This window comes from Legionella lytica (genome assembly GCF_044626755.1).
GTDB lineage: Bacteria > Pseudomonadota > Gammaproteobacteria > Legionellales > Legionellaceae > Legionella > Legionella lytica_A.
The window spans coordinates 63141-77175 of sequence record NZ_JBGORX010000011.1 but is presented as its reverse complement, the minus strand read 5'-3'; the positions used below and the strand labels follow the sequence as shown (position 1 = coordinate 77175).

Genomic DNA, 14035 nt, shown 5'->3' with positions numbered 1-14035 from the left:
AATCAATCTCCAATTAAAAATTATGTATGGCGCGAATGGCGGAAGGAACGGATTTTTCCTGGACTTGAGGTTCACCGCTGGAAAAATCTACCGAGTACGATTGAGTTGTATTCAATTCGCTCGAACTCCAATACGTACTGTAACGAAAGGTATTTGTTTCTAATTGTGTTAACGAACTGTGCAGCAAAATAAGTTCGTAAACGGAAGGCAAATACCATCCACCAAAACAGGTTTCTTTCGAGGTGAGTCGTTCAGGACAAGGTGTTTTCCCATCGGCTAAAACTTGGTAATTCGCCGCGCGAAGAGCAGCAAAATCACCATCTTGTTGATCGATGGTCTGTTCGGAAATTACCAGGCGCGTGTTGGTTTCACCCGATCCCAATCCCTGACCTTTGGCATTGGTTACCCTGTCCCCTCCTTCGCTATTTCGCCATTCAATGGGCTCTCCCAAATCATCGAGTGAAACAACCAAACCATGTTGTCCCGTTGCATCTAAATAAAAAACCATGCCGCCTTGCACGATTTCACCAATCGAATGGGTAATGATAGGAAGTGTATTCACCTGTGTTTTTATTTTTTCTAATTCGGCGTTTGTTCGTGCCGCCAAGGTATTCACTTGGGTCGTTAAGAGATTAATCTGTGATGCCAATGTGCTCATTTTTGCCGTCAGCTCATTGCGAAGTGAATTGATAAGCCCATTCACATACTCGGTGGATGCAGGACTTGCCAATGCGTTGATGCTGCACAGCATGCAGGCTAGGGTGCTTAGGATTTTTAACTTGGGTCGTGTCATGATGATGTATCCTCGATAACCTATTTTTTTACAAGAAGAGGTGCTGGCCATTTAAAACTCCAGCTCCTGTTCGACATTAAACTTTTTTTCGCGTTGAGGCCCTCTTCGTGAGGATAAGGTGTTTTGCGGTTCATGCGCGGATAAAGTGTGAATCGTTAACTGACTCATTTCGTGTTGTACCCCTTCAATCTGGCGCTCTTGCAACACATCATTAAAGTCTTTATTGATCTCTTTGGGCTGGCATCTCAGGACATTAAACCCCTTGTTCAGAAGTTCATCCGCAGCTCGATTCATTATGAGGTGAGCATCACTACCCGGCATGTCATGATCATTGAAAATGATGATGGTGTTACTTTGAGGCTTTAAATCCATGGCACTGAAATTGGTCATACTGCCTAATGAGGCGAAGACTGTTAGATCTTTATTGGCACTGGCGATGGATAGTCCTGTTTCTCCACCTTCAGCGAGCGCGTATATCGTACCGCCAACATGGAGTGGTATGGCTGAGCCTTTAATGATCCCGTAAGAACGTTTGGGGTCTTTGCAGTTTAATTTATTCCCCTCTTGATCGAGAAAAACAGCCTGAACCCCTTGTACATTTCCTGATAGATTCTTACCCACGAATAATAATGCAGGATGAAATTGACCTGTTTCTGGCTCTTTAATGGAAGGAATAAAGCGAACCGACTCACTGCATACGCGGGTATCAATTCCTCGGCGCTCAAGATAGGTCTGGGCTAAGGTGCCTTGAATGGGTTGTGATGCATTAGCTAATTGACGCGCATAACGAACCGTTTTTTGCTTGTCTTCATCCAAATGCTCACCCAAGTCACGGACGTCAATCACCGCACGTGTTGTGTGCTGTGGGGTGAGGTTTAAATAAGCTCCTGCTTCATCCAGTGCTTCTTTAAATGACAAGTTTTTTTCGCGCTGAATCAGTTGCAACAGATTGCCTCCTTCTCCTGTTTGGTGGTCAAACCACAAGCCTTGTTTACTGCCGTGGGTGGTAACAATGAATGAGCCTTTGTTTCTACCGTAACGAAGCTGATTTTTATCGCGGGCAACCGGCTCACCCATCATCTCAATAACCAGGCGTTCGCAGTGTTGATTTAATCCCTCGGTGAGCGCTTTAATATCCCATTGGCTCTTTATTGCCTCACCAGGAACGGTTTTTGATAGATGACTGGATTGAAATAGGTGATTAATCATTAAGTCAGGTGCAGTAGAGCGAAGGGAGGCAAGTGAGATGGTTTTTTCCGGCTCCAGATGCAGGACTTGTGCTGGCGCGAAGGGAGATTGGCCCTCTTCTAAATGAGCCAAGGGTTGCTCTTTCTCTGGGAGCCTTTGGCTTAACTGATTTTTTAATAAATCATCCACGGGCTGAGTGGAGAGCCCCTCGTGTATTAATTGTTCTTTGAGTTGTTCAATCTGTTGGGCAATATGTTCTAAGGTAATGACTTGTTTGGGTAATTCAATTACGGGATTTTGAGGAACCATAACCGGGGTATTGTCATCTAAAAACGCTTCATTAGAGGCATTGAGCTCCGTAAACTGCGCCTCTTGAAGACGAGTAAGTCCTGCTATGATTTGGTTAAATGGTTTCGCAGATTCCACAAGGTTGGTGTCTTTACCGGTGACTTGGAGTTGGTACTTGATTTGCTCCATGATCCGCTCATGAATGTTGGAGTCTATTTCACTGACGGCAAGGAGCGGTTCATTTTTTATTAATTTATCAAAGTCGGGAAGTAAGAGTGTTTTTGCTGCTTCTTCGGCATAGGGCGCGGCCATTTTTTCTTGATAAAATGTGCGTGCCGCATCGTGTTTGTGGTACAACACCTCAAGTTTTGGAAATTGCTGGATTACCTGCTCTTTAGGCTGGGTATTAAATGAGGTGATCCATTGTTCTTTGAGAATTTCATTGTCCACCTGAGTAATGCGATCGGTTTGCTCCAGCAAATCAGGGTTATATGGCCACCATCCTTGTTGGATTCCATTTCGACCCAGGAGTTGACGCATAAACTCCGTTCCCTGATATTCATAAGCATTTTTTTTCTTATTAGGAAGTGTACTTTGAGTTCCAATCCATGAGCTACGTAAGCTTAAGGCTTCTGCTTTTAATTCTTCGGCATTGGGAAGGGGAATATGACGCGATAAGTCTTTAAGCGCTCGATTTAAACACTCTTTGATGGCTTGGTCTATTTTATCTTCGCGTACCCATTGACTATAATAACGCGTCGCCTGCTTTTTAAGGGGACCTAAGGCTGCCAGTTCCGGGAAGCGTCTCATCGCATCTTTTTCATTGGTAAAAAATAAACTACTCCATTGCGCATAACGAGCATGTGCATCAAATCGAAGCTTGGGATTGACTCGAGCGTTTTCATCAAAGCTTTCATAAAGCTCATGCCTTAAGGTGCGCAACTCTTCAGCACGAATGGTACTGGCCTCCTCAGCACGCCCTTCCCTTTTAAACGCGGGGACTTCTTGGTTGTGATCTAAAAAATCAAACGCCTCCAATGCAACAGCCTGAGCGCGTAACGTATTGCGTCTATTCGTGTTTAAACTGGTTGGCGTTGTGATTAACACATCCGCATAAAATCGCAACGCGTTGTCTTGTATTTCATACGCCGGCTTGGATTCGGGATAGTGCTTTAAAACGGTTTCACGCGATTGGGTTAGAAAAGCCTCCCTTCGTTGATTTACTTTATTTTGTTGCTCCAGAGTTTCCATAAACGCATGGTATTTTTTTGTTTTAATTCCCAAACGTAAGGCAAGTCGAGTGGTTGGGGGTAGTTGGTTCATGTATTGGCTCCTTATTCTTCAAATGATTTGGCTAATTCATCCAGAATTTCACCGGTGTGGCGATCAACGGACAAATGATTTGGATTGGGTAGCGGGTGCGTTATTTCTCGCACCAAAGGCGATAAGGTCTCGGCAATGGCAAGGCCGATGGCACGTGCTGAATCAACTTTGCTATTGGATACCTGAGGTACGCATTCTTCGATGGGTTGCTGTTCTTTTTTAATCTCGATCACTGGGAATTGGGGTATGACCGTTGGGATTACAGTAGGTGGTACTAATTTATCTTTGAAACGTTTGTCTTTGTAATAAATAATTTTTTTGCATTGGATTACCCCCTCTCCCAAAATAATTATTTGTTTTTTCGTGGGAAGACGTCCAATTTCTGCAGGAGTTAATAGTGGTCGCTCAATCAGACTTTCGCTGTAATTGCTTCCTTCTTTGTTTGAGGCATAACTGCGATTCTTAATGCGCACCGTTCGCGTGCCTAACTCTTTAGACAGAAACTCTTTATCCGTGGGTACGTTTTGACGAAAACCAATTTTTATGTCCGTGTTTTGAAAGAAAATGTCGGTGTTATCTCGTCCACCATAGGTGGAATAAAACTGGCCTATATTTTGAATGATGGGCATTAAATGAACCCCATATCCTGCTAAATCGCCAAACCCGTCCTTGAGCTTATCCATGCGCCCAAAACGGTTCACTTCATCCAGTAAACACAGGACTTTATGCGGTTCTTCGGGTCCTGGAAGGTGTTCAAGCATCACATTTAAAAAGAGTTGAACAATGAGATTGATCAAGGTGGACAGCCGCGATATTTGATTCGTACCAAAAGAGAGGTATAAGGTAATGGGTTCTTTTCGCATGTCCCTGAAGTCTACATCGGAGTGATTGGTGGCGGCACAAATTAAAGGATCTTCCCATAGGCGCAGCATTGAGGTGAGGGTTGAGCGCACACCCGATTGTTCTTTAGGTGCTTTTTGTAAGTAGTTTCTGATGGCAAGATAGGCGGCATGATCGATGGTAATTAAATTATCCGCGATCGTATGGTCGTTAATGACTTGAGTTAGAAATTCTTCTGTATTTCCGCTTTTAATCAGGGAAGACAATTCACTTAAAGCAAAAATCCTATCGCTTTGCATTAACCACAGGAGTAAACCCAATGCCAGAGAGCGAGCTTCTTCCGCCCACATTTTATTTTCATCCCCTGAGCTGGCAACCAGTATGTCTAAAATAAGATGTAGATCGTTAATCCGTTTATGTGGATTATTTCTGTCGACGTAATCTAATGGATTAATACAATGGGTTTTAGTCTCCAGGCTTGCGGGAGAAAATCGATACACTTTATTTTGTGTTTTGGCGCGGTACCCGCTGGTGTAGTTAAAAATTTCGTATTTGTTATCTAAGGCCAGTAACGAGCCTTTCCAATTGAGCGCATTGGGAATGACGAGCGAGACCCCTTTTCCTGAACGAGATGGAGCAAATACCAATACATGGTTGCTTAATGTATAGCGCAGCAAATTCCCTGCATATTCACCCACAAGAATTGTTCCTGTGTCATTTAAAAAACCCATTTTCTTGATTTCTTTTTTAGTCGCCCAGTGAGCATCGCCATACAGATGGCGCCAAGGCGATTCAAATATTGGGGCTAGAATGGTTGCCCCAATCCATAGGGTGCAAATTCCGGGAAATCCCCATAAATAAAGGTTGGTTAGCGCATCAAAGGTTGTGGTGTAGGGAATAAAACGCCATATCCCCCAGGGTCTGACTGAGCTCAAGGGAAACCCTATCATTTTGTAAAAAATTAAACACCATAAGGTAAAAAATAAAAGGCTCATGAGGCTAATCATCCCCAGAGTTTTACCCAAGTGACTCATTCTTTTTTGCCACAGCGCAGGTAATCCCTTGTAGAGACACCCTAGAAATGCTAAGGCTGCGCATACATAAAACCAAATCATGGAACAACTCCCTCCAACTCAATGTCTTCAATAAGCCGTGCGCCATGCTCATCTCGGGTCATCTGTACAAAGACCTGAATGGATGTTTGAATCAGCGAGCGCAGACGCACCTCGCCTGCTCCGCTTAATTCAGGTGATTCGCTCAACATAAAACAAAGCTGCTCCTTGGCACTGGCAATCGAATCGGCATGTACTGTCGTTAAACTCCCAGGGTGGCCTGAGATACAGGCTCGTAAATAGGGATACGCTTCACGTGCTCGAAGCTCTGAGAGAAATATTCGGTCGGGGCGTAGACGAAAACACACTTTGAGTAAATCCAGCATCGAGGCACTTAACGGATGGTCTTCGTCTTCATTCGCTAATAGGTGCACGCGATTTTCCAACGTGGTTTTTACCTCCCGTACCCCTTCAATGGTAATTAAGCGCTCATGAGCATTGAGTTCTTTCAAACAGGAATTAAGCAAGGTTGTTTTGGCAGTGGAGGTTCCTCCACTGATGATGATGTTGCACCGTGCGCGCACTGCTAAAGCAAGCAGTTCCTCCCAGCGTCCCTCCTGCATTAATTGATTGAGCCTCGTGTTTCTTTGGTTCAAACGCTGTTTCTGTCTTGTTTTTATGGAGTCAAACGCCCCGTTCAAGGCCCAATCGGATAATGTTAAATCCGCTACAGAGGGTTTTCTAATCGAACAGATAATTTGTCCTTTCTCACAGGCAGGAGGCAACACAAATTGACAGCGCTCCCCGCTAGGCAATGTGGCTGAGAGCAAGGGTTTCGTTTGGGATAAATTTTTATGATTGTCTTCGGCAATTAAATCCGCCAAGAAACGTAGGTGGTTTTCGGTTAACTCAGGCACCAAAACTTGAGTAAACGTCCCTGACTCTTCCAACCATAATTCACCGGGCTTATTAATACAAAGCTCCGACACCAACGGCAGATCCAAAAAAGACCGTAATGGTTTAAGATAGGCGTTTAGCGCAATACTCATGGTTAACCCTCCTGATTCGTTAACACGTCTTCAAATGAAATGTCTTTATTGACCATGATGCTAATTTCAGTTCCCTGCGGCGGGAGAATCGTATTTTGGATGGAGGCATTTTGTTGCAGCTCACGGCTTGCTGTTTGAGAAAGTGAGGCGGATACGCCCTGACGATAAGCTGCTTCTGAATTGTATCGGTCATTACTGCTCACACCCCAGGTGGCCGCACCCGCACTCACAATTGACGTTAACAAGGAAGAACCATAGCGTTGAAGATAATGGTGATTCACCGGTCCCGTCATGCCCGCTCGTCCCAGCGGGTCGCTTCCAGGCGAATCCAGAGTCACATAAATTCCATTGGATAATTGCAATCGGGTCCATACCACATAAAGAGTCACCTGACCGTTGCGCAGCTCACCTGAACGGTACTCACCAATTAATCCGGTACCATTCGGGATGAGATTAATCTCACCTTGGTCACCATAGACATCTTCAGTCACGTGCCCCCGAATCATTCCAGGCAAATCCGAATCAATAGCCGACTCGGTAACGCCTCGTAAAATTTTTCCTTTACGAATACGAAACCGTAAATCACCAAATAGTCCCGCATTGACCTCATCCACCGGTTGGTTGCTGACACTTCTTAGAAACGCCACATTAGGATTGGGATTAATCCCCTCAGATGGGCCATTTGCCGGCGACTGTGATTGAGTCGGTGTGGGATGGGCGCCAACCCCGATGTTTAAAACCGCTGAGCTTTGAATCATCTCTTCTTCTTCATCGCGCATTTTTTTATGTTCTTGAAGACGTGCAATCAGACGCGCACGTCTTAATTCATCGTCCGGATCGACCTGGCTTATCTGTGGGGGCTCTATCCTCCTTTTTTTGGGCCTAGGAACAGAGGCAACTCGAGGTTTTTCCGTCACCGGCAAAGGGAGTGCCTTAAACGTAGGGTTCGTGTCGTCTGTAAACGCGGTCGTATTTGCCTGTTTTTTGTGGGTAACATGGTTCATGAGCAGACGCGTACCCCATTGCAAGCTCATCACAATCACAACAATCACTACGGCGGCAATAAGCCATGGCCATTTTTTCGGTGCAGGGGCGTCTTTTAATATCGGTTCGTCAGAAAGCTGGGTTTCTGCATCGTGATCCGGTTTCGAATGATTATTCATCTATTTTGCTCCGTTTTAATGACTTGCCGTGCGCCATTCTTTGATGGCGCGTTCGTTGAATACACAGGTGGCATGGCTTCCTAAGCGAAATGTGTATTGCGAGTAGACCCCTTCGACCACGACATACCCACCCTGGAGTCGATAATTAACAAGTGACTCCCGTTTTGTTTTTAAATCCACGGCCAAAATAGCGGGAATGGGCTTCCCTGGTCTGAAACTGAATAAAGTAAACTTGCCATTGTCTTTCGCACTAATAGGGGCAATGAGTTTATCCCCGGAAAAGGTGTAGTTGCTGTTCACCTCCTCTGGGTTACCGAAATTTCTAATTAAATTGTAGGTGTGCACAGGGGAACCAAAGCCAAGGTTTTTGGTATCCGAATACATGAACCGTACTCGAAATGTGGGGTATTTAGGCTCTTTAGTCGCCGTCAATAACAGGGTATAGGTTCTACCTTTATTGGTCGTGAAATTAAAATTCGTCGTGTTATTATCAAGCTTGGGCTTAATTACTATCAAATTGGAGTAATTCTCGGAAACAATTTCCCATCCTGAATTTTTTCCAATTCCTGGTTTATCCGTCAGGTATTCGTTCTTTTGCAATTCGATGGTTGTTGCAAATCCAAATGCCGTGCGCACATGAACGACATTGTCTTCATCATAACTGACGACTTTAATGCGATTGTCGGTCACTAATCCTTGAGGTGTTTGGCCTGCGGCGGTGAACGTTGATTGCGTAACGAGCACATAAGTGAGCGCTGTAGCGAAAAATTTATTCATAGGGTGTTCTCCTCGTTAAATCAGGATGCGACAGGTTGTTTGTCGTAAAAATTCACGGTAAATCCCAAGGGATTTCGATCCCACTGCGCCAGGCTTCGTTGTTTTTCAACGAATGCCCATTTCAACGTGGCACGCCACTCTTTACTTTGCTCCGTTGAGTGGGTTTCGCTGTTCACGGTGTGTGTGGTGAAGCGAATGTCGAGCAAGTTGTCTTTGCCTAAGGGTGCGATGGAATGAATCGTGACTTTAATGTAATGGTGTTGACCTAAGGTTTTGATCGGGCTTTGAGGGTTTAACTCTGGACGTATTCCCAAATCCACTTGCGATATCACCTGATCGCTGCTCATAGCACACACCGTTTCATAAGGTTCATTGAGATTTGACGCACTGTAGGATTCACGATGAGTCACATACGTGGTGACCAAATGGCGAATCATTTTCCAGTTCACCGCAAGCGATTGGGGCGTTAAACGGCTGGGTGTGGTTACCTCCCCGCTGCGTTTATCCACCATCACTAAAAAAGGCTGGACACGCTCGCGAATAACCAGGGCGGTGACACACCCCATTGCCAGGGTTAACGAAAAAAATAAACAGATACTCACCGTGCGATACAGACTAATTTGCTTTTCCTTTACGGCGAATAGATCGTCCCGCCAGGAGTTCGCTTCGTGATAATAGGTGTCATCAGGAACGTTCTGATGAGGGGCATTGGTATTCGTTGTCATAATATGTCCTTGATTAATAAACCTTAATATCCAGAGCGTGCGCGTCGTTCACGCATCTCTTCGTGCTGTTGTTCCCGTATTTGCGCTCGTCGTCTGATTTCCTGCCTTAAGTTGTCTTGGCGTTGAGCGAAGTTGTTTTTGACTCCTTGTGCGGCATTCGCCATTCGTGAACCCACATCGTTTGTTTTAGAGCCCATGTTTTGGGCATAATTTGCAATACGCCCTGCTCCGGCAATGGCTAAGGATGAAGTGATGGATGCTGCTTTTTCAGGAATCGTTTTAATCAGGAAGGCACTGACAATTGCTGCAAACAGATACAAAGCAACCCCCATAAAATCAGGCGCCTTCGTGTTGGCTCCTAAAGACGCTCCGGTATTCAGGCAGGCATGTGCCAGTACTGTAGTGAGCAATAAAACACTGCCCACAAAGACGGGAACCAACGCCGTGTTTACAATGGAGCGAACCCAGCTTTCAGAAAGCCCTTTAGTTCCCTGAAACAAGAACATCACGATGAAATAAGGGGCAATGGCTAAGTAAACCGCTAAATAGAATTTGGAAATAATAATGAGGGACAAGGCCAAAATGGTGAACAAAAAGGTACCAAGAAGGAGTAAAAACGCTCCTAATACACAACACACCACGCCTTTAAATGACAAAGGCATGTTGGCTAATAAATTCATGGTCTGCCGTAACCCGGAAATAAAGGTGTCGTTCAAGGACCCATCGGAAAAGGCATTGCCTTCTTTGGCAAGCAGTAATTTTAATACATGCAAGGGCTCATTAGTGGCGACCTGATAGACCAGTATGTAAAACACATCCCAATTGGTTGCGACTAAAAAAGTAAAACAGACTTTGACGATATGACGTGTCGCATCAGAAATTGGGGTGTTGAACCATTTCACCTGGTATAAAAAATGAATGAGGTACAACGCCAACAGCGAGGTCATAAGGCCACTCATTATCCAGTTCGACCCAATTGCCTTAAATCCTGACTGAATGAGCTCACCCGTTAACGAATCAACGACATGAATGATGTCGTTGATGAATGTTTCAGGAGCGACTTTAAAATCCATGGACTTATCCTTTATACCAGCTGTTCACATTCGTGCGATTAATGCACTTTAAGGGATCGCATGGGGCTTTTAATTCCGCACGGGTTGTCGTGCACGCGCTTAAAACCACGACACAAAGTAATACCATCAGCTGACGCATTATTTCTCTCTCCAGGCAAAAAACTCATTGAAAAACTCATCCTCTTCCATTTGATGTGACTGGTTTTTCTGTGAACTCACCAGTGAGTAGAGGGTGTAGGTGGTCACTCCTAAAAAAACGCTTACGATTACCGCAATGGAAATCCAACTTTTTGCTTTATCTGTCATATGCTTCCTCTGTATGTATTAATGGAATTTAAAAAACTCACTGGCCCATTTGGCATCCGATACCTCTTGTTGGCTTTGGAGGCTGGTAAATTGGGCATTAACTGCATCGGCTTTAATTTTGTACGCTGTCATTTTGGCCTCCTCAATCTGAATACGCGCAATTAAATCCAAGGTCGCTTTTTGGTTGGGGCTTTTTTCAATTTCTTTTTGCAATGCTTCGAGCATCAATAACACCTCCTCCATGTTGTTATAAGCCAAGGTATTGCTGGCGCGTGAAGCCAGTGTTGTTTTGGACAATAAATCAAAAAGTCGTGCTTGCTCTGAGTTTTTAGAGCTAAATACGCTATCCGATGATTGGATTGGAAATTCTTTTTCGATTTGTTTGGCCAAAGCGGTTAGCGCATCGGTGTTGCCACTACTGGATAGGTTCATCAAACTGGACCACTCTTTGCCGCTATGGCGCCATCCTGTAAGTTCGGGCTTATCAAATAACGAGCCGTATTGATAATGTCCCTGCATCATCTTTTGGCTTTTTTCTAAAATACGTTTGTGCTTATCCAATTCGTCTAGCTGGTCTTGCGCGTTCTTGAGCTGATCTTTTGCGATTTTGAGCATTTCAAGGTCCTGCACATCCAAAATACCGCCAGCCTGTACTGCGGTACTTAAACAGAAGAAAATGGCTGCTGTAGTTTGTTTGAGGTTCATTGGCATTGCTCCCAATGGCGTTCAAAGTTGGGCTCTAAGCGGGTGAAATCATTGCGGTAATTTTTTTCAAGAATGTCGCTTAATCGGCTGTAATACGGCAACCATGCCTCATACGAGTCGCCAACACGTTCGCGGATTTTATCGAGCAATAAGGCACGCGCCATAGTGCAGGAGAGCACCGGAATATCTTGCTCTAAACTCGTTAAGTTTAAGCGCGCGATTACGCTTGTATTTCCCTGTTTTAATAAGAAGTAATGACCTTCAAGGGCAGGTAATACCTCTTTAATAATTTCAAATTCTTTGATGGATAAATTAAATTGTTGATAATCGACCCATCGGGCCATGCTGTTGCCAAAAAACACTTGAGTTCGTGCTTCACGGGCCACAGAGCTTCCAGCACTACTGGCGGCTAACTCTTCAGGGCTTTGGGTGTCCATAATCATGGCCATGTTGTTTTTCCGAGGCGTTCTACTCCAGTCTTTAAGTTGCTCTTGAAACAGGGGATCACTTAATGCCTTCCACCCTTCTGGAATCAAGGCCAGGGTGGGTGAGGAGTCCAAGCAGTCGCTAATGCGATGAAATAAATACATCAATGCCGGGATGCTGAGCTCTTCAAAACCAGGTTTTAATAACTTGCCAATGTCTTGTCCTGTTATCGGATTATTAATGCTGAATGAATCCGCCTCATTATCAAACAACCAGGAATTTTGCCCCTGGGAGTGCCATCGGTCGAATCGTTCGCGTAAACTTCCAGGAATTGCCGCCCCAAAAAATGGGGCTATATGGCGATACAGTCGATGTTCTGGACTCAACTCATAAGCACCCTCCACCGCTTTTTCAATGAGTTGCTCCTCATGGGCTGTGAGCGTATTGGTCGTACTTAACAACCGTTTTAACAACAACATATTAAAGGCACGGTTTTCTGGGGTGTCTTCCAATTGCAAGGGGGCCATGCCGGAAGGAACACCGGGTTCAATCACGTGATAACTCCCTCCTAAGGCACGAACAATGGCTTCCATTCCTCGGTCTTTATCAAAGATAAAACGCCAGCCTCCGTATTTGACGGTAAAGGACAGGATGGCCGCAAGCAGTAAGGTTTTTCCGCCACCCATTGGGCCTATGAATATGGCATTACCCACTTGCCCTACGTGAAGATTCAAATGAAACGAGGTGCCGGCCAGGGTTTCAAGAATAGTAATTGCCTCACCCCAATGATTTCCCTGCGCCTTGCCCATCGGGTAATTATGAAGGTTGGCGAAACTGGCAATATTTAAACTGCTGATTAAGGACTGGCGAATACGATAGGCTTGATTTCCAGGAAGTTGCGCCCAAAAGGCCAGCTCAATCCCTTCTTCTTCGCGTACCGTAATTAAACCGGCATCCTGGTTCAACTTACTTTCTAGTGCATCGATGCCTTCATGTAATGACGTTAAATCATCGGCAATGACCGCAATACTTAGGTGATGTTCTCCATAGGAGGCTCTTCCCGACTTTAATTCCTCAATGGATAAATCAAGAGCCTCTGCCAACAGCACGGAATCGTCGGTTTGCGCCATTTTTCGCTGTTGTTTACGGAGTTCTTTTAATGCCAGTTGATTGTGTTTAAATAAAAAACTCTGAGTGATGATGAGCTCACAAGGAACTTCAAGCAAGGCATCCATCAAGCACGCGTGCGTTTCATCAGGATATTCTTTTAGCGAGAGCATGGCGCAATAACGTGACTTGCCATTCGCTCCTTGAAGCTGAACGATACCGCGTCGTTTGGCAAAGTGATGCGATTTATGAGCCAGAAAACTTTGTAGTGACTGCATGGGCACACGAGGTAGGCGTTGTTCTAAATTAACAAGCTCTGAAAGAAAGGACAGCAGTTCGGAGCCTGTGTAGTGTTGATGTACCGTTCCTAATTTGCGGCAATTGGATTCTTTAAAGAGGCTCATGAAACGTGCACTGTGTTCATTGAGTGTTTTGATGGCTTTTGCATGGTACTCGCGCTGGCTCTGAATGGATTCGTCCGTTATTTTGCTTTTTTTAGGAGATAGCCCAAGCGCTGGGGCTTTAAACTGGAGTACGATGTACAACGCGTTTTGGTAGCGTTGTGTCGTATTAATTCGTCGTTTATAACGCTCATTTAACTCGTGAGCATAGCCCATCGGGTAGGTTCCTTCAGGGTACGGTGCATGTTTTCGTTTGATGGTGTAAAAACTAATGGCAACGGAGGGCGAGGCCATTTGATATAAGAGTCGATTTCGTACCTTTTTAAGATGTTCCACTTCATGATCATCCTTGGTATCAAAAGGCATTCCATCCAAGGTCAGGACCTGGATTAACTCCCCTTTTTTTGTCATCACCGTGTGTTCATCATAAAGATGTGTCCAGGGGATGTGTTTCGCGCTTGAGTGCTCTTTAAGCTTCGATTTTTTAAGCCAGCTTTTTAATGGCGTGTAGCTTTGGGCTGAGCTAAAAGGAGTCGCCTGGCACAAGCTGAAATTAGACGCAATGATGCTTAAGGCTTTCTCTTCTTTTAACGATAAAATCATCATGACTAAATGAGATAAAACCATCCCGCCCATTGCTACAAAAAGGCATATAAGACGTTGCGTGGTGATATAAAACACCAACATCAGCAAAACAAATAGAGCCACGTTGTTGATTGCAAATTCAAAAGGAACCCCCAAAATTCGAGTACTTCGGGTCATTCCTTTCGCTAGCGAATCAGAGGGCAATAAACGGGAACTTCCTTGCATGGGATTCTC

11 protein-coding genes are annotated in these 14035 nt (G+C 44.8%); all 11 read right to left on the bottom strand.

Annotated features, from left to right (window positions below; all coding sequences use genetic code 11):
• Positions 1-13: 13 nt before the first annotated feature.
• Positions 14-793 carry a DUF1566 domain-containing protein gene (locus tag ACD661_RS15685; protein WP_400188812.1) on the bottom strand — a complete coding sequence of 260 codons (780 nt, stop codon included), beginning with the start codon at positions 791-793 and terminating at the stop codon, positions 14-16.
• A gap of 51 nt (positions 794-844) precedes the next feature.
• Positions 845-3592 (bottom strand): DUF7146 domain-containing protein, encoded by a 2748-nt coding sequence (locus tag ACD661_RS15680; protein ID WP_400188811.1) that lies wholly within the window; start codon positions 3590-3592, stop codon positions 845-847.
• 11 nt (positions 3593-3603) lie between these two features.
• Positions 3604-5367, bottom strand: coding sequence for a type IV secretory system conjugative DNA transfer family protein (locus tag ACD661_RS15675; protein WP_400188810.1), 1764 nt, complete (start codon positions 5365-5367; stop codon positions 3604-3606).
• A gap of 176 nt (positions 5368-5543) precedes the next feature.
• Complete coding sequence (gene virB11, locus ACD661_RS15670) at positions 5544-6533, bottom strand: P-type DNA transfer ATPase VirB11 (protein WP_400188809.1); 990 nt, start codon at positions 6531-6533, stop codon at positions 5544-5546.
• Between the two features lie 2 nt (positions 6534-6535).
• Complete coding sequence (locus ACD661_RS15665; RefSeq protein ID WP_400188808.1) at positions 6536-7696, bottom strand: TraB/TrbI/VirB10 family type IV secretion system protein; 1161 nt, start codon at positions 7694-7696, stop codon at positions 6536-6538.
• A gap of 15 nt (positions 7697-7711) precedes the next feature.
• Positions 7712-8473 carry a TrbG/VirB9 family P-type conjugative transfer protein gene (locus ACD661_RS15660; protein WP_400188807.1) on the bottom strand — a complete coding sequence of 254 codons (762 nt, stop codon included), beginning with the start codon at positions 8471-8473 and terminating at the stop codon, positions 7712-7714.
• 20 nt (positions 8474-8493) lie between these two features.
• Positions 8494-9198 (bottom strand): VirB8 family type IV secretion system protein, encoded by a 705-nt coding sequence (locus tag ACD661_RS15655; protein ID WP_400188806.1) that lies wholly within the window; start codon positions 9196-9198, stop codon positions 8494-8496.
• Between the two features lie 23 nt (positions 9199-9221).
• Entirely contained in the window at positions 9222-10271 is a 1050-nt protein-coding gene (locus tag ACD661_RS15650) for a TrbL/VirB6 family protein (protein ID WP_400188805.1), read from the bottom strand.
• Positions 10272-10409: 138 nt separating this feature from the next.
• Positions 10410-10577: a hypothetical protein gene (locus ACD661_RS15645; protein WP_400188804.1), complete on the bottom strand. Its 168-nt coding sequence runs from the start codon at positions 10575-10577 to the stop codon at positions 10410-10412.
• 18 nt (positions 10578-10595) lie between these two features.
• Entirely contained in the window at positions 10596-11282 is a 687-nt protein-coding gene (locus tag ACD661_RS15640) for a type IV secretion system protein (protein ID WP_400188803.1), read from the bottom strand.
• Entirely contained in the window at positions 11279-14026 is a 2748-nt protein-coding gene (locus tag ACD661_RS15635) for a VirB4 family type IV secretion/conjugal transfer ATPase (RefSeq protein WP_400188802.1), read from the bottom strand. Before ACD661_RS15635 ends, ACD661_RS15640 begins: the two co-directional genes overlap by 4 nt.
• Positions 14027-14035: the final 9 nt, after the last annotated feature.

Excerpts from the sequence above, each read along its gene's own strand:
- ACD661_RS15680 (WP_400188811.1), bottom strand. The coding sequence starts at position 3,592 with ATGAACCAACTACCCCCAACCACTCGACTTGCCTTACGTTTGGGAATT.
- ACD661_RS15655 (WP_400188806.1), bottom strand. The coding sequence starts at position 9,198 with ATGACAACGAATACCAATGCCCCTCATCAGAACGTTCCTGATGACACC.
- ACD661_RS15665 (WP_400188808.1), bottom strand. The coding sequence starts at position 7,696 with ATGAATAATCATTCGAAACCGGATCACGATGCAGAAACCCAGCTTTCT.
- virB11 (WP_400188809.1), bottom strand. The coding sequence starts at position 6,533 with ATGAGTATTGCGCTAAACGCCTATCTTAAACCATTACGGTCTTTTTTG.
- ACD661_RS15635 (WP_400188802.1), bottom strand. The coding sequence starts at position 14,026 with ATGCAAGGAAGTTCCCGTTTATTGCCCTCTGATTCGCTAGCGAAAGGA.
- ACD661_RS15645 (WP_400188804.1), bottom strand. The coding sequence starts at position 10,577 with ATGACAGATAAAGCAAAAAGTTGGATTTCCATTGCGGTAATCGTAAGC.
- ACD661_RS15650 (WP_400188805.1), bottom strand. The coding sequence starts at position 10,271 with ATGGATTTTAAAGTCGCTCCTGAAACATTCATCAACGACATCATTCAT.
- ACD661_RS15685 (WP_400188812.1), bottom strand. The coding sequence starts at position 793 with ATGACACGACCCAAGTTAAAAATCCTAAGCACCCTAGCCTGCATGCTG.
- ACD661_RS15640 (WP_400188803.1), bottom strand. The coding sequence starts at position 11,282 with ATGAACCTCAAACAAACTACAGCAGCCATTTTCTTCTGTTTAAGTACC.
- ACD661_RS15660 (WP_400188807.1), bottom strand. The coding sequence starts at position 8,473 with ATGAATAAATTTTTCGCTACAGCGCTCACTTATGTGCTCGTTACGCAA.